This is a genomic window from Caulobacter sp. GW821-FHT09B08 (assembly GCF_059418225.1).
Window position 1 is genome coordinate 119,258 of sequence record NZ_JBWKPL010000001.1, and the last position, 22,070, is coordinate 141,327.

The 22,070-nt window shown below is 68.0% G+C and carries 18 protein-coding genes; 11 read left to right on the forward strand and 7 right to left on the reverse strand.

The annotated features are described in order from the left end of the window. Window positions 1–110: 110 nt before the first annotated feature. The 9 genes from AC07OA_RS00635 to AC07OA_RS00675 all read left to right on the forward strand — a co-directional run bounded on the left by AC07OA_RS00635 (window position 111) and on the right by AC07OA_RS00675 (window position 13,409). The gene (locus AC07OA_RS00635; RefSeq protein ID WP_494661821.1) at window positions 111–2,900 is read left to right on the forward strand and encodes a TonB-dependent receptor; all 2,790 of its coding nucleotides are present in this window, start codon (window positions 111–113) and stop codon (window positions 2,898–2,900) included. Window positions 2,901–3,120: 220 nt separating this feature from the next. Then, window positions 3,121–3,795 (forward strand): transposase, encoded by a 675-nt coding sequence (locus AC07OA_RS00640; protein ID WP_494661822.1) that lies wholly within the window; start codon window positions 3,121–3,123, stop codon window positions 3,793–3,795. Between the two features lie 72 nt (window positions 3,796–3,867). After that, window positions 3,868–5,019: an acyltransferase family protein gene (locus AC07OA_RS00645; RefSeq protein ID WP_494661823.1), complete on the forward strand. Its 1,152-nt coding sequence runs from the start codon at window positions 3,868–3,870 to the stop codon at window positions 5,017–5,019. A 221-nt stretch (window positions 5,020–5,240) separates the two neighbouring features. Next, complete coding sequence (locus AC07OA_RS00650) at window positions 5,241–7,070, forward strand: ABC-F family ATP-binding cassette domain-containing protein (protein ID WP_494661824.1); 1,830 nt, start codon at window positions 5,241–5,243, stop codon at window positions 7,068–7,070. Window positions 7,071–7,366: 296 nt separating this feature from the next. Next, window positions 7,367–9,724: a TonB-dependent receptor gene (locus AC07OA_RS00655; protein ID WP_494661825.1), complete on the forward strand. Its 2,358-nt coding sequence runs from the start codon at window positions 7,367–7,369 to the stop codon at window positions 9,722–9,724. A 79-nt stretch (window positions 9,725–9,803) separates the two neighbouring features. After that, on the forward strand, window positions 9,804–11,309 hold the full coding sequence (locus AC07OA_RS00660; protein WP_494661826.1) for an esterase-like activity of phytase family protein: 1,506 nt from the start codon (window positions 9,804–9,806) through the stop codon (window positions 11,307–11,309). Window positions 11,310–11,434: 125 nt separating this feature from the next. Further along, window positions 11,435–11,647 carry a hypothetical protein gene (locus tag AC07OA_RS00665; protein ID WP_494661827.1) on the forward strand — a complete coding sequence of 71 codons (213 nt, stop codon included), beginning with the start codon at window positions 11,435–11,437 and terminating at the stop codon, window positions 11,645–11,647. A gap of 85 nt (window positions 11,648–11,732) precedes the next feature. Then, window positions 11,733–12,671 carry an iron-containing redox enzyme family protein gene (locus AC07OA_RS00670; RefSeq protein ID WP_494661828.1) on the forward strand — a complete coding sequence of 313 codons (939 nt, stop codon included), beginning with the start codon at window positions 11,733–11,735 and terminating at the stop codon, window positions 12,669–12,671. Window positions 12,672–12,791: 120 nt separating this feature from the next. After that, window positions 12,792–13,409 (forward strand): hypothetical protein, encoded by a 618-nt coding sequence (locus AC07OA_RS00675; RefSeq protein ID WP_494661829.1) that lies wholly within the window; start codon window positions 12,792–12,794, stop codon window positions 13,407–13,409. A 96-nt stretch (window positions 13,410–13,505) separates the two neighbouring features. On the opposite strand, the gene AC07OA_RS00680 is transcribed toward AC07OA_RS00675, so the two are convergent. The 3 genes from AC07OA_RS00680 to AC07OA_RS00690 all read right to left on the reverse strand — a co-directional run bounded on the left by AC07OA_RS00680 (window position 13,506) and on the right by AC07OA_RS00690 (window position 16,772). After that, window positions 13,506–14,963, reverse strand: a complete 1,458-nt coding sequence (locus AC07OA_RS00680) for an amidohydrolase (protein ID WP_494661830.1) — start codon at window positions 14,961–14,963, stop codon at window positions 13,506–13,508. Between the two features lie 147 nt (window positions 14,964–15,110). After that, a complete protein-coding gene (locus tag AC07OA_RS00685; protein WP_494661831.1) occupies window positions 15,111–15,710 on the reverse strand; it encodes a hypothetical protein in 600 nt (199 codons plus the stop codon). Window positions 15,711–15,890: 180 nt separating this feature from the next. Next, the gene (locus AC07OA_RS00690) at window positions 15,891–16,772 is read right to left on the reverse strand and encodes an EamA family transporter (RefSeq protein ID WP_494661832.1); all 882 of its coding nucleotides are present in this window, start codon (window positions 16,770–16,772) and stop codon (window positions 15,891–15,893) included. Window positions 16,773–17,070: 298 nt separating this feature from the next. Between AC07OA_RS00690 and AC07OA_RS00695 the strand changes: the two genes are divergently transcribed. Together AC07OA_RS00695 and AC07OA_RS00700 are read left to right on the forward strand one after the other, a co-directional pair. Continuing rightward, on the forward strand, window positions 17,071–18,528 hold the full coding sequence (locus AC07OA_RS00695; protein ID WP_494661833.1) for a S8 family peptidase: 1,458 nt from the start codon (window positions 17,071–17,073) through the stop codon (window positions 18,526–18,528). A gap of 16 nt (window positions 18,529–18,544) precedes the next feature. After that, entirely contained in the window at window positions 18,545–18,820 is a 276-nt protein-coding gene (locus tag AC07OA_RS00700) for a hypothetical protein (RefSeq protein WP_494661834.1), read from the forward strand. A gap of 45 nt (window positions 18,821–18,865) precedes the next feature. Here AC07OA_RS00700 and AC07OA_RS00705 read toward each other — a convergent pair whose 3' ends face one another. The 4 genes from AC07OA_RS00705 to AC07OA_RS00720 all read right to left on the reverse strand — a co-directional run bounded on the left by AC07OA_RS00705 (window position 18,866) and on the right by AC07OA_RS00720 (window position 22,017). Continuing rightward, window positions 18,866–19,621 (reverse strand): copper chaperone, encoded by a 756-nt coding sequence (locus AC07OA_RS00705; RefSeq protein ID WP_494661835.1) that lies wholly within the window; start codon window positions 19,619–19,621, stop codon window positions 18,866–18,868. 3 nt (window positions 19,622–19,624) lie between these two features. Beyond that, window positions 19,625–21,124, reverse strand: coding sequence for a tyrosinase family protein (locus AC07OA_RS00710; protein ID WP_494661836.1), 1,500 nt, complete (start codon window positions 21,122–21,124; stop codon window positions 19,625–19,627). Window positions 21,125–21,266: 142 nt separating this feature from the next. Next, entirely contained in the window at window positions 21,267–21,593 is a 327-nt protein-coding gene (locus AC07OA_RS00715) for a GIY-YIG nuclease family protein (RefSeq protein WP_494661837.1), read from the reverse strand. 226 nt (window positions 21,594–21,819) lie between these two features. Beyond that, window positions 21,820–22,017: a hypothetical protein gene (locus tag AC07OA_RS00720; protein ID WP_494661838.1), complete on the reverse strand. Its 198-nt coding sequence runs from the start codon at window positions 22,015–22,017 to the stop codon at window positions 21,820–21,822. Between the last annotated feature and the right edge of the window lie 53 nt (window positions 22,018–22,070).

Below are 22,070 nucleotides of genomic sequence, written 5' to 3' on the forward strand. Positions count from 1 at the left end.
CTATCCCAGCGGCAACCGGGGGCTAAGGCCGCTCGGGAAACCTGCAACTGACAGGGCGACGGACGAGCGGGTCGTAAGACCCAAGGCCCCGCCGACCCGGAGGGACCGACATGAAATTCCAGATCACCCGCGGGCGCCTGCTCGCGACGACGATGATGGCGGGGGTCGCCTTCGCCGGCTTCGCCGCCCACGCCCAGGACGCCGCCCCGGCGGCTCAGGCCACCGCCGCGCCCGACGAAGTCGAGGCCGTCGTCGTCACCGGCTCGCTGCTGCGCCGCACCGACACCGCGACCCCGTCGCCCGTCCAGGTCCAGACCTCCGAGCAGCTGAAGGCCCAGGGCATCACCACGGTGGCCGACGCCATCCGCAGCCTGTCGGCCGACAATTCGGGCTCGGTCCCGGCCGCCTTCGGCAACGGCTTCGCCGCCGGCTCGACCGGCGTGGCCCTGCGCGGCCTGACCGTCAACTCGACCCTGGTCATGATCGACGGCCTGCGTAACGCCAACTACCCGCTGGCCGACGACGGCCAGCGCGGCTTCGTCGACCTCAACTCGATCCCGTTCAACGCGGTCGAGCGCATCGAGACCCTGAAGGACGGCGCCTCGTCGCTGTACGGCGCCGACGCCATCGGCGGCGTGGTCAACATCATCATGAAGTCGAACTTCCAGGGCATGGGCGCCGACGCTTCGTTCGGCACGTCCCAGCACGGCGGCGGCGACCAGTACCGCTTCAACGGCGAAGTCGGCTACGGCGACCTGGATACCGACAAGTACAACATGTACCTGGACGTCGAGTACCAGCTGGACAAGCGCATCCGCGTCGACCAGCGCGGCTATCCGTACAACACCTTCGACCTGTCGGGCATTCCGGGCGGCACCAACGACAACCCCGGCGCCGGCGGCAGCACCATCTACGGCCAGGTCAAACGCGCCACCATGGGCACGCCCGGCGACATCTCGACCGGCGTCGCCCTGACCGGCGACCTGTGGCAGCCCCTGCTGTCGTGCTCGTCGGACGCCCCGCTGACCACCTCGGCCGGCGGCTCCTACTGCGCGGCCAACAACGCCCTGTACGGCGACGTCCAGCCCAAGCAGGAGCGCGCGGGTGTCTACGGCCGCTTCACGATCAAGCCGAACGACAACTTCCAGGCCTATATCAGCACCAGCTACATGCAGAGCACGACCTCGACCACGGGCACCCCGCCCGGCATCTCGTCGTCGACCCCGCACAACCTGAGCAACATCGTCCTGCCGGCCCTGCTGTCCAACGGCCAGCTGAACCCGAACAACCCGTTCGCGGCCGAAGGCTATGACGCCCTGATCCGCTACCGCTTCAGCGACCTGGCCACCGGTTCGGAATACAAGAACCACATGGCCCGCATCGTCGGCGGCGTCCAAGGCTCGGCCTTCGACTGGAACTACCAGGCCAACCTCGTGATCGCCCACGGCTGGCTGGAAAGCGAAGTCAACGGCTTCGTCAGCTACAACGCCCTGCTGGCGGCGGTGAACAACGGCACGTACAACTTCATCAACCCCTCGCAGAACAGCCAGGCGGTTCGCGACGCCCTGGCCCCGACCCTGGCCAAGACGTCGACGACGGACATGGACTCGGTGAACTTCAGCGCCTCGCGCGACGTCTTCAACCTGCCGGGCGGCCCCGCCCAGCTGGGCCTGGGCGGCGAGCTGCGCTACGAGGCCACCAACGACCCGGCCCTGAACCCGGTCAACGACGCCCAGGGCCTGGGCAACGCCCGCACCAAGGGCAACCGCACCGTCGCCTCGGCCTTCGCCGAGCTGGGCATGCCGGTGACCGAGCAGGTCGAGGTCAACGTCTCGGGCCGCTACGACCACTATTCCGACTTCGGCGGCAACCTGTCGCCCAAGATCGGCGTGAAGTGGACCCCGGTGAAGGAGGTCGCCCTGCGCGCCACCGTCTCCAAGGGCTTCCGCGCCCCGTCGTTCTCGGAATCGGGCGACTCGGCCAGCCAGGGCTTCACGAACTTCTCGTTCACGAACTACCCCGACTTCGTGGCCGCCCACGGCGGCAGCGAGTACACCAAGACCTACTCGCTCTCGAGCATCACCGCCGCCAATCCGGACCTGAAGCCGGAAAAGTCGACCAGCTTCACGGTCGGCGCGGTGTGGGCCCCCACGCGGACCTTCAGCGTCTCGCTGGACTACTACCACATCAAGAAGAACGACGTGATCGCGCAGGCCAGCGCGGGTACGGCGATCGCCGCCTACTACGCCGGCGAAGCCATCCCGGCCGGCTACGTGGTCACCCCCGACCTGCCGGATCCGGACGCCCCCAACGCCCTGCCGCGCATCCTGTCGGTGGCCTCGCCCTACATCAACGCCGACTCCCTGCGCACCAGCGGCATGGACCTCTCCGTCCAGAACACCGCGTACCTGCCGGCGGACATCAAGTGGACCAGCGACCTGGAAGCCACCGTCATGTTCGACTTCAAGTACACCCAGGACGGCGTGACCTATAACTACGTCGGCAAGCAGGCGCCCTACGTCCTGTCGTCCGGCGCCGGCACGCCCAAGTACCGCGCCTCGTGGTCCAACACCTTCGAGCGCGGCCCGGTCTCGGTGACGGGCACCCTGTCCTACGTCAGCGGCCTGCGGTCGATCGACGAGAGCTACACGGGCGACCAGTCGTGCCTCTACGGCGTGGACGGCTTCAAGTGCCACACCAAGGACTTCTACGACTTCGACCTGACCGGCTCGTACGCGATCAACGAGAAGACCAAGGTCTATGCCGACGTGCTGAACCTGTTCGACGCCGGCCCGATGTTCAACCCGGCCAACTACGCCGCGGTGAACTGGAACCCGACCTACTCCCAGGCCGGCGCCGTGGGCCGCTACTTCCGCGTGGGCGTCCGCCTGAAGTACTAGGACCAGGTCAAGGAGATCTCGCGTACGGGAGCATCAGTTCGCTCCCGATGAGATGGAAAGGGGTCGCCCGAAAGGGCGGCCCCTTTTTCTTTTGGGGGCGGAGCAAGCAGCGACCACGGCCGGGGACACACGCATGCGTGTGTCCCCAAACGCATCACGAAAGCCTTGCCTTAAGAACAAACAAAGAACATCATATCTTCACCCCAGAGAGGGAAGCGCCATGCCACGCGGCCCACGCATCGTTATTCCAGGCGAGCCGCACCATGTCGTGCAACGGGGCAACAGGCGTCAGCCAACCTTCTTCGGCCCCGCCGACTACACGACCTATCTCGCCATCGCGGCCGAAGCCTTCGCCGAGACCAAGGTCGAGGTCTGGGCCTATTGCCTGATGCCGAACCACGTCCATCTGATCGCGACGCCCAGCACGGACACTGGCCTGACTCGCGCGGTCGCCCTGACCCATCAGAGGTACTCCTGGCGGATCAACCAGCGCGAAGGTTGGACGGGCTGTCTATGGCAAGGGCGTTTCGGCTCCTTCCCCATGGACGAGCCCTATCTGCGTCTCTGCGCCCGCTATGTCGGCCTCAATCCGGTTCGGGCCGGCCTGGTTCAGCGCGCGATAGACTGGCCTTGGTCGAGCGTGGCGGCGCATGTGAACGGGGCGTCCGACCCACTCCTCAATCCCGAGCCTCTGGCGAATAGATTGAGCAGCGAGATGGGCAGCTTCTTCGATGTCGACGTCTCGATCAGTGACCGCGCGCGCTTCCATGCCGCGCTGGATTCGGGCCTGCCTCTTCGGGAAAAGACACCCCAGACCACAACTGGGGACACACGCATGCGTGTGTCCCCGGCCGCGCTCCCCTTCGCGCCGCCGACCACCGCTCGAATCCCGTGAAAATCACCCACCTGTGACCACACGTTTCCGCCACCCGGCCCTATGGAGGAACACAACCTCCGGGGGCGTTTCGTGTCGGTTTTGATCTCGTGGTTCGCGCCTTCCCGCGCGTCGGTTCCGCGCGCCGTGGGGCCCGACCTGCTGCGGGCCGTGGCGATCCTGCTGGTGATGCTGCAGCACCTGTCCAAGGCCTCGGCGCCGGGGGTGATCCTGGCGATCAAGCCCTACGGCTGGATGGGGGTGGACGTGTTCTTCGTCCTGTCCGGCTTCCTGATCGGCGGCCAGCTGTTGCGGCCGATCTCGCGCGGCGAGACGCCCGACCTGAAGCGGTTCTGGGCCAGCCGGGCCTTCCGCATCCTGCCGGCCTATCTTGTGGTGCTGGCCCTCTATCTGGCCCTGCCCGGCTTCGCCGAGGGCGAGGCCATGCGGCCGCTCTGGCAGTTCCTGACCTTCACGATGAACTGGGGCCTGGACTATTCGAAGACCGGGACCTTCACCTCGGCCTGGTCGCTGTGCGTGGAGGAGTGGTTCTACCTGACCCTGCCGCTGCTGGTGCTGGGCCTGCGGCGGTTCCGGAACCCCGCCCCGGCCCTGCTGCTGGCGGGCGCGATCCTGCTGGGCGGCATGGCCCTGCGCTACGTCCTGTGGCGGGATCTGGCCGCCCTGCCGCCGTCGGGGCCGCTGTTCCTGAAGACCATCTACTACCCCACCTGGACCCGGCTGGACGGCCTGACCCTGGGCGTCCTGCTGGCCGCGGCGCGGACCTGGCTGCCGGACGCCTGGGCGCGGCTGTGCCCGCCGGTCGTGACCGGACCGCTGGGCGTGGCGGCCATCGCCGGCGCCCTCGTGATCATCGGCGACACCGGCATCATGCTGCCCCTCGCCGGCGTGGTGGTGGTCTATCCGCTGTTCAGCCTGGGCTGCGCGCTGCTGCTGTCGGCCCTGCTGGACCTGGAGCCCCGCCTGGCCCGTTTCCGCCTGCCGGGCGTGGCCTTTACCGCGGGCCTGGCCTACAGCCTGTACCTGGTCCACAAGCCGGTGTTCCACGCCCTGAACGAGCGGTTCTGGCTCTCCGGGTGGACGGGGTTCGCGGCCTATTTCGCGGCGGCCTTCGCGGCGGCGGTGCTCCTGCACTACGCCGTCGAGCGGCCGTTCCTGCGGCTGCGGGACCGGGTGCTGGCGCCGAAGGCGAAGGCCGAGGAAGAGATCAAGCTGGCCGCATGAACTTCCTCCTCACCCGCGCAGCGGGGGAGGTGGCGCGGCGCGGATACGCGCCGTGACGGAGGGGGCGTCGGGGCGGCGGCAGGACGCCCCCTCCGTCACGAGGCTGCGCCTCGCGCCACCTCCCCCGTTTCACGGGTGAGGAGATTTTACCCCGCCCCCTCGCCTCCCCTGCTATACGCCCCCATCTCCTCCCTCCCCGTCGACAGTAAGACCTCCCCACCATGGCTTCCCCGACCCGCGCCCCTGTCCTGGCCCTCAAGGACGTCCGTCTCGCCGACGGCGCCAAGCCCCTGTTCGACGGGGTGGACCTGGCGCTGGAACCGCGCGTGCGCGCCTGCCTGGTGGGCCGTAACGGGGCGGGCAAGTCGACCCTGCTGAAGATCCTGGCCAACCAGGGCATCGAGGCCGACAGCGGCGAGCGCTCGGCCCAGCCGGGCGCCAAGATCGTCTATGTCAGCCAGGAGCCGGACATCACCGGCGAGACCCTGCTGGACTACTGCACGGCCGGCGGCGCGGAAGACTACGAGGCCCACGCCACCCTGGCCGACTTCGGCCTGGACTACGCCAAGAGCACGGTCGGCCTGTCGGGCGGCGAGCGGCGCCGCGCCGCCCTGGCCCGCGCCTTCGCCGAGCAGCCCGACGTGCTGCTGCTGGACGAGCCGACCAACCACCTGGACATCTTCGCCATCCAGACCCTGGAAGAGGAGCTGGCCAATTCCAAGTGCGCGGCCCTGATCGTCAGCCACGACCGCGCCTTCCTGAACCGCGTCACCCACCGGGTGTTCTGGCTGGAGCACCGCAAGGTCCGCCGGCTGGACAAGGGCTTCGCCGAGTTCGAGGCCTGGACCGAGCAGGTGCTGGCCGCCGAGGCCGACGAGGAGCGCCGCCTGAACAAGGTGCTGGAGCGCGAGAACGCCTGGCTGGCGCGCGGCGTCCAGGGCCGCCGGGCCCGCAACGAGGGCCGCCGCCGCGCCCTGCTGGACCTGCGCGCCCAGAAAAAGGACCTGCAGGCCGACAAGCGCGGGACCATGACCCTGGCCGTCGAGAGCTCGGGCACGTCGGGCAAGAAGGTGGTCGAGGCCAAGCACGTCACCAAGAAGTTCGGCGACCGCGTGATCGTCGAGGACTTCTCCACCCGCATCCTGCGCGGCGACCGCGTGGCCCTGGTCGGCCCCAACGGCGCGGGCAAGACCACCCTGGTGCGCATGCTGCTGGGCGAGATTCCCATCGACTCCGGCGACATCAAGCTGGGCACCAACCTTGAGATCTCCTACGTCGACCAGAACCGCATGGCGCTGTCGGACAAGATCACCCTGTGGGACTTCCTGACCCCCGGCGGCGGCGACTCCATCCTGGTGCGCGGCCAGCCCAAGCACGTGGCCGGCTACGCCAAGGAGTTCCTGTTCACCGAGGCCCAGCTGCGCCAGCCGGTCACCAGCCTGTCGGGCGGGGAACGCAACCGCCTGCTGCTGGCCCGGGCCCTGGCCACCCCCACCAATCTGATGGTGCTGGACGAGCCGACCAACGACCTGGACATGGACACGCTGGACCTGCTGGAAGAGGTGCTGGCCGACTTCGAGGGCACGCTGATCCTGGTCAGCCACGACCGCGACTTCATCGATCGCCTGGCCACCTCGACCATCGCCATGAACGGCCACGGCCGCGTGCTGGAGACTCCCGGCGGCTGGACCGACCTGATCGACCAGGCCCCGGACTTCTTCAAGGGCGCCCGCGGCGCGGCCGGCGACTTCGCCACCGGCACGGGTTCGCACAAGGCAGTGATCACCCCCTCGGCCCCGCCGCCGAAGAAGGTGGTCAAGCTGTCCTACAAGGACCAGCGGCGCCTCGAGGAATGCGAAGCCCTGATCGCCGCCTCGCCCCAGATCATCGCCGACCTGGAGAAGAAGCTCGACGACCCGAACCTCTACGCCAAGGACCCGACCGGCTTCGACAAGATCATGAAGGCCCTCGACAAGGCGCGTGCGGATCTGGCGACGGCGGAAGAGGACTGGCTGGCGCTGGAGGAGAAGCGCGAAGCGCTGGCGGGGTAGAGCCCTGCGCCTTCCCTCCCCCTTGTGGGGAGGGTGGCCCGCGTAGCGGGTCGGGTGGGGGATCGGTGCAGGGTGCTGGACGGGGGTGGATTTGCTGACTCAGCAACCCCCACCCGACCCTGGCGCCGCCAGGGCCACCCTCCCCACAAGGGGGAGGGAAAGAACTTTGCCTACTCCCGCACCACACGCTGTTGCAGAAAAAGTGTCATCAAGGTGTGAAATAGACGCGACGCCGGAACACCGGCGCCGTGGACCAGCGAGTCCCCCGGCCACCTTTGATATCGGGGGATATCCGAATGCTGCTCCGGACCACCAGCGCGGTGGCGATCGCCGCCTGCCTCATGCTCGCCACCCAGGCTCAAGCGGCCGAGACGCCCGCCGAGGCTCCGGCCGCGCCCGCCGCCGACAGCACCGAGGTCGATGCGGTGGTCATCGTCGGTAGCGGCCAGACCCGTTCGGTCTCGACCCTGACCCCGGCCAGCCTGGAAGTCCTGCCGCCCGGCACGAGCGTGCAGAAGGCCCTGAACTTCCTGCCCGGCGTGATGGCCCAGTCGATCGACGCCCTGGGCGTCAACGAGCAGTCGCTGTCGCTGCAGGTGCGCGGCTTCAACACCACCCACCTGGGCTACAGCCTGGACGGCATGCCGCTGGGCGACGGCGCCTACAACAACTACAACGGCCTGACCATCAGCCGCGCCCTGATCTCCGAGAACCTGGCCCGCGCGGACCTGGCCACCGGCATCGCCGGCCTGTCGATCCCCTCGACCAGCAACCTGGGCGGCGCCCTGATCTACCAGTCCAGCGATCCCAAGAAGGACGCCGGCCTGTCGGTCAGCCAGACCGTCGGCAGCGAGGACAGCGCCCGCACCTTCTTCCGCGTGGACAGCGGCGAGCACGGCGGCCTGTCGGCCTACCTCTCGGGCCACTACGCCCAGCAGGACCTGTTCGTGAACCAGCCGGTCTACAACAAGTCCACCGGCAAGCAGATCAACGCCAAGGTGGTCTATCGCTTCGGCGAAGTGGGCAAGCTGACCGCCTTCGCCGACATCTCGCGCACCAACCAGGCCGACGACGCCTACCTGTCCAAGGACATGCAGAGCCGCCTGGGCTGGGACTGGGGCGGCTACGCGCCCAACTGGGACGCCTATGTGGCCCGCGCGGCCTGTTCGGTGGCCTCGCTGGCGGCCAAGTGCGTGCCCTCGACGGCGCCCGAGAAGCTGGCCGACGTCACCTTCACCAACGGCCAGATCCTGCGTAACGACGAGCTCTACTACCTGGCGGGCGACTTCAACGTGACCCCGTCGGTCAAGCTGCACACCCAGGTCTACCACCACGCCGACAAGGGCGCGGGCAACAACTTCATCACCGGCCTGTCGAACCAGGGCACCACGTCCACCGCCGACGACCTGCCCGTCCAGATCCGCGACACCCGCTACACGATCAACCGCACCGGCGTGGTCGCCAGCCTGGGCTGGACCGTCGGCGCCCACCACATCCAGGGCGGCCTCTGGCTGGAGGACAACACCTCCAGCGCCGCCCGCTACATCTGGACCAACGTGACCGGCCCGTTCAGCCTGGCCCAGTTCCTGGACGACGACGGCGTGCCCGACACCGCCCAGTGGGTGCAGCAGACCGACTGGACCACCCAGCAGTTCTACCTGCAGGACACCGTCACCCTGCTGGAAGACGCGCTCAGCATCGACTTCGGCTTCAAGAGCACCCACGCCAAGTCGGACGCCCAAGCCCAGCGCGGCATCGCCAAGGTTCCGGTGACGGCGTCCAGCCAGTTCGCCAGCGGCGTGCTGAAGGCCAAGGACGACTTCCTGCCGGAAGTGGGCGCCCGCTGGCGCATCCGCCCGGGCCACGAGGTCTTCGCCAGCTACGCCGAAAACATGGCCATGTTCCAGGGCGGCTTCAAGCTGGGCCCGCAGTCGGTCAGCCAGGCCGTGTGGGACGCCCAGGGCAAGTACCTGCAGCCGGAAACCTCCAAGAGCTTCGACGTCGGCTACCGCTATGTGGGCGACAATCTGCAGCTGTCGGTCTCGGCCTACGAGGTCGATTTCAACAACCGCCTGCTGCAGTACAACCCCTGCCCCACCAACCAGCAGCAGAACCCCGGCTGCGGCAACTCCTTCCACAACGCCGGCAGCGTCACCAGCAAGGGCGCCGAGATCGGCGTGCTGTGGAAGCCGCTGGAGTGGCTGAGCTGGTACAACTCGGCCTCGTACAACAAGTCGACCTACGACGAGAACCTGAACTGGTGCACCACCACCTGCGTGATCAAGCAGACCGCCGGCAAGCAGCAGGTCGACACGCCCAAGGAGATGTTCTCCAGCATGCTCAGCGTGAAGCGTGACGGCTTCTTCGCCTCGCTGCAGGGCAAGTACACCGGCCGCCGCTACTACACCTACACCAACGACCAGAGCTTCGGCGGCTACACCACCTTCGACCTGGGCCTGGGCTACGACTTCGGCTCGGTGGGCTTCCTGAAGGGCGCCAAGGCCTCGCTGAACGTCACCAACCTGACCAACAAGCGCTACGCCTCCAACTTCGACAGCAGCGTGTTCGCCCCGGACGACGCGGCGGGCTCGATCCTGGTGTTCCACTCTTCGGCCCCGCGCCAGGTGTTCGCCACGGTCGGCTTCGACTTCTAGGGCGTCCGCGCCCGACCAGAGACCTCGCATCGGCGGGCGGCCCCAGCGGCCGCCCGCCTTTCTCGTCCAAGGAGCTCCCATGTGCCGTCTGATCCCGATGACCCTCGCCGCCGCCCTGCTGGCCGGCGCGGCCCACGCCCAGTCGTCGACCTATGTCGAAAAGCACTGGAGCCAGGCGCCCGGCGACGAGACGGTGACCTTCCAGGGCCAGACCTTCGTCGACCACGGCCTGGTCGCCGTGGGGCGGCTGGACGCGGCCACGCGGGATTTCCAGGGCGACAGCCTGGGCTCGTTCTCGGGCATGGCCCTGCGGTCGTGGAAGCGCCTGCCGGACGGCAGCTATACGGGCGAGCTGATGACCCTGCCCGACCGGGGTCCCAACGGCGTCGGCTCGGTGGCCGGCACGGTGGACTACGCCAACCGCCTGCACGCCCATCGCCTGACCCTGGCGGGCGGCAAGCTGACCATCGCCCCCACCGGCGGCTTCCTGCTGAAGGACGCCACGGGCCAGACCTTCACCGGCAAGGATCCGGGCGCCGGCGTGATCACCCGCGACGGCGTGCGCTACCCCTCCCCGGCCAGCGGCGAAGGCGCGGGCAAGATCAGCCTGGATTCCGAGGCCGTGGCCTATCTGCCGGACGGGTCGTTCTACGTCTCCGACGAGTACGCCGCGGGCATCTATCTGTTCGACAAGACCGGCCGCCAGATCGGCGCGATCCAGGCCCCGCCCGCCCTGCTGCCGATGAAGGCCGGCAAGCTGGACTTCGGCGCCGAGAGCGCGCCCGACGCCGGCCGCCGCAACAACCAGGGCCTGGAGGCCCTGTCGGTGACGCCCGACGGCCAGCGCCTGATCGCCATCCTGCAGAGCGCCACGGTGCAGGACACCGCCGGCAAGAACGCGGCCACCCGCAACAACACCCGCGTCCTGGTCTACGACATCTCCAAGACCCGCACGCCCAAGGCGCCCGTCGGCCACTACCTGCTGCAGCTGCCCACGGTCCGTGAAAACGGCGACGGCCTTCCTGGTAGTGGATTGGCCGCCGACGTCACCGCCGCCCAGTCCGAGGCCCTGGCCCTGAACGACCACCAGCTGCTGGTCCTGGCCCGCGACGGCAGCGGCCGGGGCAAGGGCTCGACCCGCGCTCCGGTGTTCAAGAGCATCCTGCTGATCGACACCGACGGCGCGACGAACCTGGCCGGCACGCCCTACGAGCAGACTACCCAGCCGGTGGCCGTCGACGGCGCCCTCGCGGCCGGCCTGACGCCGGTCAGGCAGGCCGAGCTGGTGAACCTGCTCAACCCCGTCCAGCTGGCCAAGTTCGGCATGAACCTGTCGACCGCCCCGTCCGATCGATTCAGCCTGTCGGAGAAGTGGGAGGCCATGGCCCTGGCCCCCGCCCTGGACCCGGCCGCGCCCAACGACGTCTTCCTGCTGGTGGGCAACGACAACGACTTCGCCACGGCCAAGGGCCAGGTCAACGGCCAGCCCTTCGACGCGGGCCTGACCAACGACAAGGGCGCGGGCGCCGGCGACAACGACAGCGTGATCCTGGTCTACCGCCTGACCTTGCCGCAGGGACGCTGAGGCGAAAGCGCTGAAAAGCTTGGCTTTCCAGAGCCGATTTGTCGCTTTTTCGACTTAGGAACGCCTGGCCTCGCGCCCCGTTGATCTCCCCGCCGGACCCTCCGGCGCGATCAGGGAGAACGACCATGGGCGACCAGAACGAACGCGACGGCCTGCAACAGCAACCCGGCGACGAACAACGCCGCCAGGCCGATCAGCAAAACCAGCAGGGCGAGCGCCAGCCGCGCCGCGACGATCCGGAAGGCATCGAGGGCGTGCGCAACGAAGGCCTGGAAGACGGGCTGGAAGGCGGCGTCGACACCGGCGCCATCGAGCCCGGCAAGACCGGCCAGCGCTGATCCATAGCGCGCGAGACGAGGGCCGCCTTCTCCCGAAGGCGGCCTTTCTCGTCCTGGAACGACCCCTACAAGACCTCAGGAGCAAGTGACCGTGTTTGGTGGTGAACGCCTGTCGCGCCTCGGCGCCTTCAGTCCCGAATTTCCCGACGCCGAAGCCCTGCACAAGGGCCTGGCCCACTGGAACCATCGCCGCCTAGCGGTCGGGACGCCCGACCCCGACTGGCGCGCCGACGTCGCCGACGAGGCCCGGATGAAGCGGATCGAGGGCGAGTTCGTCGAGCAGTTCCGCGACCACGTCCTGCCCCTGGTGGCCGATGTCCCCACCGATGCCGACGCCTTCGTGGCCTGGTTCGAGGACCTGCGCGAAACGGGTCCGGGCCAGGACGACCCGCTGTTCGACTGGCTGGAAGGCGCGGCCTCCCTGCCCGACCTGCAGTGGTTCCTGACCCAGGAGGCGGCCGGCGAGGCCGGCTTCGACGATCTGGTCGCCATGACCCAGGTCAAGGTCAGCGACCGCGCCAAGCTGGAACTGGCCCGCAACTACTGGGACGAGATGGGCCGGGGCGCGGCCGCCGGCATGCACGGCCCGATGCTGACCCGCACCACCGAAGTCCTGGGCCTGACGCCCACCATCGACTCCACCCTGTGGCAGTCGCTGTGCCTGGCCAACACCATGACGGCCTTCGCCACCACCCGGCGCTACACCTACCAGTCGATCGGCGCCCTGGGGGTGGTCGAGCTGACCGCGCCCGGCCGGGTGGCCTGCGTAGACGCGGGGCTCAAACGCCTGGGCGTCTCGCCCTCGGCCCGCAAATATTTCGCCCTGCACGCCCAGTTGGACATCGAGCATTCCAAGGCCTGGAACGCCGAGGCCCTGCATCCCCTGGTCAGCGAGTTTCCGCATTGCGCCCGCTTCATCGCCGAGGGCGCGGTCATGCGCCTGATCTGCGGCGAGCAGTGCTTCGACACCTACCGCGCACACCTGTGGGCGCACGTGCACCCGGTGGTCTACGCGGCGGAGTAAAAGCCCTCTCCCAGAGGGAGAGGGAGGGGCCCGCGACGAAGTCGTGGGAGGGTGAGGCGTTACACCCTCGCCGGCTGCTATCGAGCTGGACTTAATCAATCTTCAGTACGAGATTGATTCATGGCTCGAACTCCACAAAGCGACGACGACCAACAGAACCATTTGAATGGTCAGCGGCGACGCCTTGATCGCGCTATTGCAGGCTATGACGGTGGAGACTTATACGCGGCCAGGGACATCGCGGTAGTGCTGCGAGTCCTTCTTCATGAAACCAAAAATTCCCGCTCGATCTTGGGTCAGCTGGGGCTGCGAAATAGACCGTTCTTCGACAGCGTCCCTCCTATAGAGCCAAGACCTGGCGGCTTCTTCGTGCTTCCAGGCCTCGCGTCATTCCTGATGGACGATGATGGGACACGTTTCACGGCCAATGCGCTCACAATGCCCGTGACCAACCAACTTGCATTTGATGCCTGGTGGACCCGGAAGGTCGCTAGAATCGGTGCGGTCGAGTTCAGCCGCTACGACTTCGTGACTCAGGTCGCGGACACCGATGGGGGCGCTCATGTCGATCAGACCATTCCTGCGGACCTTCATAAGGCCAAGACGGGCGAAGGAATGCCCTATCGCGCGTCCGGACCAAATGGCGACGCGCCTATTGGCGGGCTTGAGGCAGCGAGCCTCCGTGGCATTGCTGAAGAGGTGAGGCTGACGCTCTCTCACTATCTCGATAGCAAATAGCGATTTGCCATATCGACCGCCCTGCCTGCCGCCGTCCGACGTCTAAACCCCTCACCCTCCCAAGCTGCGCTCGGGCCCCTCCCTCTGGGAGAGGGTTTAATCCCCGTACGTCAGGTCCGGCCCCACGTCGCCCAGCAGGGCCTTGTACTTGAAGTCCGGGCCGCGCCGGCGGTCGAGTTCGGCCTTGGCGGCCTTGAGCGCGGCGGGGTCGCGGAAGAGGTCGGCGCCGGTCAGGGCCATGACCTTGGTCGCCAGCACCGCCGCCCGCGTGCCGATGGTCGTGCCGCCCGCCGCCACCGCCTGCCAGCTGTGGGCCGAGGTGCCCGGAACCCAGGTGGCGGTCTCGATCCCGACCGTGGGAACCACGTAGCTGATGTCACCCACGTCGGTGGAGCCGTAGCTCATGTCGCCGGAGTGGTAGGACTCGATCACCGTCTCGCTGCCCGGCGTGTAGGTCTTCTTGTCCAGGCTCTGGGACAGGGTCTTGGCGAACGCAGTCTCGGCGGCGTCATAGGTCAGGCCGCCCACCAGGCGGAAATTACGGTCGGCGATGTGGCCCAGCACGTCGTTGGGCAGCAGATCATAGACCCCGCTGTCGAGGATGGGTTCGTAGGTCGTGCCCGTGGCGATGGCCGCGCCCTCGGCGGCCTTCTTGACCCGCTCGACCACCTCGCCCAGCTGGGCCGCCGTCGGGCTGCGGATGTAGTATTCGGACTCGGCGAGGTCCGGCACCACGTTGGGAGCCTCGCCGCCCTTCTTGATCACGTAGTGGATGCGGGTCTCCTGCGGCACGTGCTCGCGCAGGTAATTGACCGCCACGTTCATGATCTCGACCCCGTCCAGGGCCGAACGGCCCTTCTCCGGATCGGCGGCGGCGTGGGCCGAAACGCCGTGGAAGCGAAAGCGCATGCCCACCACCGCCAGGCTCCGCTCCTGGGCGGCGCTGTTGAGGTCGGACGGGTGCCAGTTGATCGCCGCGTCGACGTCGTCGAACAGGCCGTCGCGGACCATGAACACCTTGCCCGCCCCCGCCTCCTCGGCCGGCGTGCCGTAGAAGCGGATCTCGCCCTGGACGTGGTTGGCCGCCATCCACTGGGCCAGGACGATGGCCGCCCCCGCCGAGGCCGCGCCGAACAGGTGGTGGCCGCAGCCGTGACCGGCCCGCTGGCCCTCGATGGGCTTGCGGGTGGGGACGGCCTCCTGGGACAGGCCCGGCAAGGCGTCGAACTCGCCGACGATGGCGATCACCGGACCGGGACCGGTGCGGTAGCTGGCCACGAAGGCGGTGGGCATGCCCGACACGCCCGCCTTCACCGAAAAGCCCGCCGCCTTCAGCTGGGCCTGCAGCAGGGCCGAGCTCTGGGTCTCGTGATAGCCGATCTCGGCGAAGCTCCAGATCTTCAGGGCGTTGGCCGCGACGGCCGGGGCGGCCTTGTCGCTGAGGGCGATGATCTGGCTCTGGTCGGCGGTGCGGTCGGCGGCGAAGGCCGGCGCGGCGACTAGCGTCGCGAGCAAGGCTAGGGCGGAAGTCTGTCGAACGATCGAACGAAACATGGCGGCCTCTTCCGGATGCGGAGCGTGGCCGTGAGCGTACTGTTGAACGGGTGTAAAACAAGGGTGGAATAACAGCGGTTGCCAGATCGTGGCTTGGTTTGAGGAAACAAGCTGTAGAACCAGGACCGAGGTCCGACGCCGATTTAGCTAGTACAGCTTTCGCAATCGAACGAGGCCTACCTGCGCTGCTAGGACATCTCGGGGAAAAGGCGGCCTCTTGAGCACAGCAGTTTGCCAGGCTTCGACAATCACACGCTGCGCGCGGCGCATGCCCTCATAGTCCTCCTCCATAAGTATTGCTGCCGCACTCTTTCTCTTTTGCTGGACGCTCCAATCCAGATACTGATTTCCTTGCGTTTCAACTCCATTCATCCAGTGCTCATGGAACTCGAGAAAATGCTCCGCTTGCCCGATAACATTTTGCATTAAAACAGCAACTGAACCACCTGGCATATCAGAGATCGGATAGTTGTAGAGTGCCGTTAAAGCACGCTTCAAACCAAGCGTGCTTATGCGTGTTTTTCTTCTTCCTCGGACGCGGCTCATCAGGAGCCGAACATTCCGCACCAAATCACCGGAGAGGTGCGCGACCAGCTCGAGCCGATCACGTTCACGCTCTTTGGCGTCTTGTTGCCGTGCACGCTCGCTGGTTTGGGCAATCCACACCCCCGAAACGATTGCAGCGATTGATCCGACGGCTTGAATCCAAGCGGCAGTAACAGACCCAAAGAGGCCGTCTGTCGCCACCGCGCCCCCTAAAGGAAAGCCACTCAGCGCAAGTCCAATAGCTAGGAGGCGATGGCGTCGAACCGTCGCGACTATGCGATTTAGGCACCTCATGTGCGGAAGCTTAACCAAAACGCAAGTATGAAGAAACGCCCGCTTCCACTTTGTGGATCGACGCCGTCTGAAGCCGCCGTTCAGTCCTCAGTCGTGCAGCGGCGCCTCGACCTCTCGCCGCGAAGGGTCCGTCGCCACGGTCCCCACCGAGGCGGCGATGACCAGGGCGATGGCCAGCCATTGGCGGGCGATCAGGTGCTCGCCCAGCAGCAGCAGGCCCGCCAGGGCGCCGACGGCCGGCTCCAGGCTCAGCATCACCCCGAAGCTGCGCTTGGAGATGCCGCGCAGGGCCACCATCTCCAGCGAATAGGGAATGGCGCTGGAGACCACCGCCACCACCAGCCCCAGGCCGATGGCGACCGGGTTCAAGAGGGCCGGTCCGGCCGCGACCAGGCCGAAGGGCGCGATCACCACCGCCGCCGTCGCCATCCCCAGGGCCACCGAGCGGCCGCCGTGCAGGTGTCCGGTCCGCTGGCCGGCCACGATGTAGAGCGCCCAGCACACCCCCGCCGCCGCCGCATAGGCCACGCCCACCGGGTCCAGATGCATGCCCACGTCGCCCAGCGGCAGCAGCAGGCCCAGCCCCGCCACGGCCAGGGCGATCCACAGGAAGTGGATGGGCTTCCTGGCATGCATCATGGCCAGGCCCAGCGGGCCGGTGAACTCGATGGCGATAGCCAGGCCCAGGGGGATGGTGCGCAGGGCCATGTAGAAGCACAGGTTCATCACCCCCATGACCGCGCCATAGGCGGCCACGGCCTTGAGGTCCGCGCGGGTCATGGCCATGCGCCAGGGCCGCCAGACCAGGCACAGGATCAGGGCCGAGAACCCCACCCGATAGGCGCTGGTCCCCTGCGCCCCCACCAGCGGGAACAGGCTCTTGGCGAACGAGGTGCCCGCGCACAGCGACACCATGGCCGCGACCAGGCAGACGTAAGGCAGGACGGCACGGAGATCGGGGCGGGACATGGCGCCTGTCTAGAGCATGGCCGTCGGGGTTTGAATCCCAACTTTCAAATCCGCTCATCCCGGCGAATGCCGGGACCCAGATCCTATGGCGCTGGGGATGATTGGAAGAGCTCGGCGTTCATGGCGTCAGGCCCAGAGCCATTCCATCTGGGTCCCGGCATTCGCCGGGATGAGTGGATGTTGGGGCAAGCGCAGATGCTTGAAATGTCTGGATAGCTATCGACAGAAAACCACCTTAAGCCGAGCATGGACAATACACACGCCATGAGCACACGGCGTCATCGGGGGAGGTTCGAGCATGCGGGAAAGACGCACGCGTTACGTGGTCATGCCGCGCAGCGGGGTTCTGAGCGACACCATCCAGGCCGCGCTCAGCGAGCCGGCCCTGCGGGTGGGCGCTTTCGAGTCGTCCAGCAGCCAGCCCCAGGGCGAGTCGCTGCGGGCGGCGGTCAGCGCGGCTTCGCTGTTCGAGGCAAGCGGTCCCGGGCCGTTCGGCGCGATGGAGGCGATGGTCGAGGCCCCGGCGGCGGCCATGGACCAGCTGGCCGCCGAGATCGGCGACGAGGACTACCGCGTGTTGTCCCAGCAGTTCGACGACGGCCCGGCCATGGTCAGCCTGACCTCGACCGCCCGCCTGGGCTTCGAGGCCGCCAATCCGGGGGTGCGGGTGCTGCCGGTCACCCGCTACAGCCTGCCCGACACCGAGGCCAGCGCCCGCCGCCGTCGCAAGCCCGCACCCGACGAGGCCGAGGCCGCCACGGTGGCCGCCGCCCCCGCCGCGAAAGTCACCCAGAGCGCTCTCGGCGCCGACGGCGTGGTCTGGGGAAGCGACCTCAAGAGCGCCTTCCTGCCCGGCCTGGCGGCGGGCGCCCTGGGGGCCGGGGTCAATGTGGCGGTGATCGACACCGGGATCGACTTCACCCACCCCGCCCTGGCCGGATCGCTGAGCGCCTCGCGCTGCCTGATCGCCGACGCCCACCCCGGCGAGGGCCGGCCGGTGAACTGGGGCGCGGCCTCGGCCGCCCGAGCCGCCCACGGCACCCACGTGGCCGGGATCATCGCCGCCCGGCCGGACCAGGGCGGTCCCGGGGGCGTGGCCCCGGCCGCGGGCCTGTGCAGCTACCGGATCTTCCCCGACAACCCCGGCGGCGAGAAAGGGGCGGAGAACATCGACATCATCAACTCGATCATCGCCGCCATCCGCGACGGCTGCCACGTGATCAATCTCAGCATCGAGGGCGCCAAGCTGCGCGAGGACGGGGTGCGCAGCGCCATCACCGAGGCCTGGAACCAGGGGGTGATCTGCGTGGCCGCCGCCGGCAACGGCGCGGGCAAGCCGGTCAGCTATCCGGCCGCCCACCCCAACTGCGTGGCGGTGACGGCCCTGGGCAAGAAGGGCGCCTATCCGCCCCAGCCGGAGTTCCTGAAATACGAGTCCGACCAGGTGTCGGCCAACGACGAGTCGATCTACCTGGCCAGCTTCTCCAACTTCGGACCCCAGGTGCAGTTCGCCGCCCCGGGGCACGCGATCGTCTCCACCTTCCCGGGCGGCGAGTGGTGGTTCGATTCCGGAACCTCGATGGCAGCGCCCTATGTGTCGGGGATCCTGGCGCGGGTGCTGTCCAACAATCCCCAGGTGCTGAACGCCATGGGCGACGCGGCCCGCAGCGCGGCCATGCTGGGCCTGCTGATCGGCGGCGCCCGGGCCCTGAAGCTTCCGCAAAGGGGTCAGGAGGGGTATGGTCTGGCCTCGTAGTCAGGAGACGCGTGTCGTGACGGACGGTCCTCGGGCCAAGCTGATGCTCTTTCCCAGCGACGGCTTCGTCGAAGCCTCGCCCGCGACCATCGAGGACCTTCAGGTCCAGATCAGCCAGACCACCGGCATCGAGGACGTGGCCCTGGAGTCGCGCGGCGACGCGGGGGTGGAGCTGACCTTCCCGGCCAGAAACGCCTGGGAGCGCGACCGCGTGCGCAAGCTGGTCAACAACGAGGTCGACGGCTGGAACGTCGGCGAGACCAGCACCTACGCCCTGCCCAAGTCCCTGTAGGGGCGCAGCCCCTACGCCCGCCCAAATTCTTTAGGGGCGCAGCCCCTACGCCCTGCCCAAATTCTTGTAAGGCCTCAGCACCGCCAGGAATGAGACCAGGCGCGGCGCCTGCCAGCGCGGCGGGCCGGGCGGCATGGCGCGCTCGGCGACCAGGATCAGGGCGATCAACGGCAGGGCCAGCATGTGCGAGCCGGGCACCGCCTCGCACAGCAGCATCCAGGGCCAGCACGCCGCCACGCACCAGGTGCCGGTGCGCCAGCCGAACGCCAGGCAATCGCGCCAGGCGGCCCAGCCGTTGACCGACAGCGGCGGCATGCGGTGCGAGCGGTTACGGGCCATCTGGGCCAGGGGCGAGGCGCTCCAGGCCAGAGCCCCGGCGGCCGCCAGCCCGAACAGCTGCTCGGGCGTGAACAGCTGGCGCAGCAGCATCATCGCCACCATCAGGGCCGCGGCCACGGGCAGCCAAGCGGCCAGATAGGCCCCCACGAACAGGGCCACCGAGCGCGGCAGGTCGCGGCGGAAGGTCTTGCGCTCGATATGCTCGATCGGCTGGATCAGCAGGGGCAGCATCATGGCGCACAGCATGGCGATCCAGCGCAGCACCAGGCCCGGCATGTCCAGCAGCCGCAGGTTCATCCACAGCATGTCCAGCGACACGCCCTGGCCGCAGACGCCGATCCAGGCAGGCTGGCCGGCCCCGGCGCTCCAGGGCGCGAAGGCCAGGGCGAAGGCCGCGACGCTGACCGCCACGGGTCCCGCGCGCGACCAGCGCCCCAGGCCGGAGGTCAGCTGGGCGATCACCCTCTAAGCGTCGGGATTGGGGGAGTCGGGAACGACTTCGGCGGGGGCGCTGTAGACGCTGACCCGGCCCACCTTGATCGGCGCCGCGCCCTCGCCGGACGACGACTGGGTCAGGGTGACCTCCAGGTCCTCGAGCTCGGCGTTGGCGTTGCGCTTGAGGGCCTCGACCGCGTCGGTGATGTCCAGCACCAGGCTCAGGCCGTTGCCGCCGTGCTTGCCCTCGGGATCGGAGGCGTCCTCCAGGCCGAACAGCGCCACGCTGTCGACGAACTCGTCGGCCGCGCCGGGGGCGTCCTTGGCCTGGCCCTTGACGCCGATATTGACGCTGAGGACGGCGTTGGCGGCCTCGCCGGTGACGTTCTCGACATTGAGGTAGTAGCGCGGCGGGGCGTCGTCGAGGCCGGCGGGGACGTTGGCGGTGACCAGGCCCAGGCCGGCGGCCACGCTCTCGCCCGGCGGGACGGCGACGTTGGCGACATTGGCGCCCACCAGGCTAGAGGGGGGCGGCTCTGGCGTGGCGGAAACGGCGGCGGGGCCGTCGTCGTCGAGACCTGCGGGCATGGCTGCGCCTCTCACGGGGGGCGGCCGGATGCCGGTGCCCTTGTAGAGATCGTCATAGGTGGGCGCCAGCGGACCGCCGGGCAAGGTCTGGCCGGGCTTGAACAGGCGGAAGACGCCGTTCGGGTCGGGCAGGGTGAACGGCGGCACGGCCGGGCCGTTCGACCAGGCCGAGCCGGTCTCGCGGATGTTGGACGGCACGCTCATCCAGGCGGCCCACAGACGGTCGATATTGCAGTGATGCAGCCAGAACACCGGGTCCAGGGCGGCGTAGCGGGGATTGCCCATGAAGCCGCTGGAGCCGCCGATCATCACGTGCACCGTGTTGTGCGGATTGAGCTCCAGCGCCCCGGCCGCGGTCGGCGTGCCCCCGAAGCCCTGGATCCCCGGCGCGGGGGTGTAGCGGGGCAGGCCCATGGCGCCCAGATTGATGTCGGTGGGGATGCCCGGACGCGGCGCCAGCACCGTGCTCTCGCGCGGCCAGGGGTTGCGGCCGCCGCCATAGGGCATGATCAGCAGCGGATTGGGCGAGCCGTCGGGCAGGGTCGGCAGGGTGAAGACCCGGGGAAGCCGCCGGGAATTGGGATCGGCGGCGTTCAGATAGTTCCAGTAGGGCAGCGCCCAGTTGGGCGGGCCGCCCAGGCCGACGATGGTCTTGGCGATGATCGCCTCGAAGGCGGCGCAATAGCCCCGGTGCCAGGGCGGGAAGAACCAGTTGCTGTGCTGGCACTGCCGCCACTGGGGGGCCATGGGCTGGCCGGACGGCAGGATGCCGAACCGCTGCCATCCGGCTATGTCGACCCCGTGCAGGGCGGCCTGGAAGGCCCAGCTGGTGGGGTCGCTCGCCGGCTTGGCCGCCAGGGCCCGCACGGCCCGCGCATACCACTCGGTGGCGGGCGACCAGCCGTTGCCGAACGATGCGACATCGCGCCTGACATTGGGCATCCCGGCTCTCCCCGCTGACTTGAAGCCGCGCTTTGCGCGCTTGGCGGCCGGCAGCTTTCCAGCTTGGCCGACGCCTGTCAATTCAGGTTGTAAAGAGCTGACTATAATCTCAAAGGTAGATTTTCAGGATCGCGCGGGGAGATCAAACCTGGGGCGGCACGGGCGTCCATTCGAACACGCTCGCATAGAGGTCATCCCATCGCGGATTGTCCCGTTCGATCAGATTGATCTTCCACTGCCGAGGCCACTCCTTCATCGATCGCTCGCGTTGGATCGCATCGGTCATTCGGTCGTAAAGCTGATACCAGACCAACCGTGTCAGGCCGTGTTTCTTGGTGAAGCCCGGCAGCGCGCCCTCGCGATGCTGGACCATTCGCGTCTGAAAGGCGCTGGTCACGCCGATGTAGAGCGTGCCCCGATAGTGATCGGTCATGATGTAGACGGCGATCCAGGCGTCGCGACCGACCATGGCGAGCTCCCACGTCCTTTACCACCATATGTTGCCATTTTGTTCTCAACTTAACAACCGTCATCCCGGGCCTTGTGCCCGGGACCCCTGATTCAGCTTCCACGTGAGATGCATTGGCGCGCCAGCGCGCCACACCACCGCACTTGCGGCGGACAGAGGGGTCCCGGGCACAAGGCCCGGGATGACGGTTGAAATGGGGATTGGCGAAACTGAGAAGAGCGCCCCCTCAGAACGCCTCGTCTTCCTCCACGCCATCGTCTTCCTCGCCGCCCATGGCCGCTTCCAGGCTTTCGATGATGTCGTCCATCTGCTCGGGCGTGATCGAGACGTAGATCGCCTCGCCGCCGACGGCCGAGACCAGCAGGCGGTAGCCGTCCTCGGTTTCCTGCAGGCTGAAGGTGTCGAGGGGCAGGAGCTTGGCCATGGCGGGGTCTCGTCGGAAGAAAAGGAAGGCGCGGATATAGGGGCGCAGGCGCC

What these genes read in the sequence shown, in the direction of transcription:
- AC07OA_RS00635 (WP_494661821.1), top strand. Translation starts at nt 111, where the DNA reads ATGAAATTCCAGATCACCCGCGGGCGCCTGCTCGCGACGACGATGATG.
- AC07OA_RS00640 (WP_494661822.1), top strand. Translation starts at nt 3,121, where the DNA reads ATGCCACGCGGCCCACGCATCGTTATTCCAGGCGAGCCGCACCATGTC.
- AC07OA_RS00650 (WP_494661824.1), top strand. Translation starts at nt 5,241, where the DNA reads ATGGCTTCCCCGACCCGCGCCCCTGTCCTGGCCCTCAAGGACGTCCGT.
- AC07OA_RS00655 (WP_494661825.1), top strand. Translation starts at nt 7,367, where the DNA reads ATGCTGCTCCGGACCACCAGCGCGGTGGCGATCGCCGCCTGCCTCATG.
- AC07OA_RS00660 (WP_494661826.1), top strand. Translation starts at nt 9,804, where the DNA reads ATGTGCCGTCTGATCCCGATGACCCTCGCCGCCGCCCTGCTGGCCGGC.
- AC07OA_RS00665 (WP_494661827.1), top strand. Translation starts at nt 11,435, where the DNA reads ATGGGCGACCAGAACGAACGCGACGGCCTGCAACAGCAACCCGGCGAC.
- AC07OA_RS00675 (WP_494661829.1), top strand. Translation starts at nt 12,792, where the DNA reads ATGGCTCGAACTCCACAAAGCGACGACGACCAACAGAACCATTTGAAT.
- AC07OA_RS00680 (WP_494661830.1), bottom strand. Translation starts at nt 14,963, where the DNA reads ATGTTTCGTTCGATCGTTCGACAGACTTCCGCCCTAGCCTTGCTCGCG.
- AC07OA_RS00690 (WP_494661832.1), bottom strand. Translation starts at nt 16,772, where the DNA reads ATGTCCCGCCCCGATCTCCGTGCCGTCCTGCCTTACGTCTGCCTGGTC.
- AC07OA_RS00695 (WP_494661833.1), top strand. Translation starts at nt 17,071, where the DNA reads ATGCGGGAAAGACGCACGCGTTACGTGGTCATGCCGCGCAGCGGGGTT.
- AC07OA_RS00710 (WP_494661836.1), bottom strand. Translation starts at nt 21,124, where the DNA reads ATGCCCAATGTCAGGCGCGATGTCGCATCGTTCGGCAACGGCTGGTCG.
- AC07OA_RS00715 (WP_494661837.1), bottom strand. Translation starts at nt 21,593, where the DNA reads ATGGTCGGTCGCGACGCCTGGATCGCCGTCTACATCATGACCGATCAC.
- AC07OA_RS00720 (WP_494661838.1), bottom strand. Translation starts at nt 22,017, where the DNA reads ATGGCCAAGCTCCTGCCCCTCGACACCTTCAGCCTGCAGGAAACCGAG.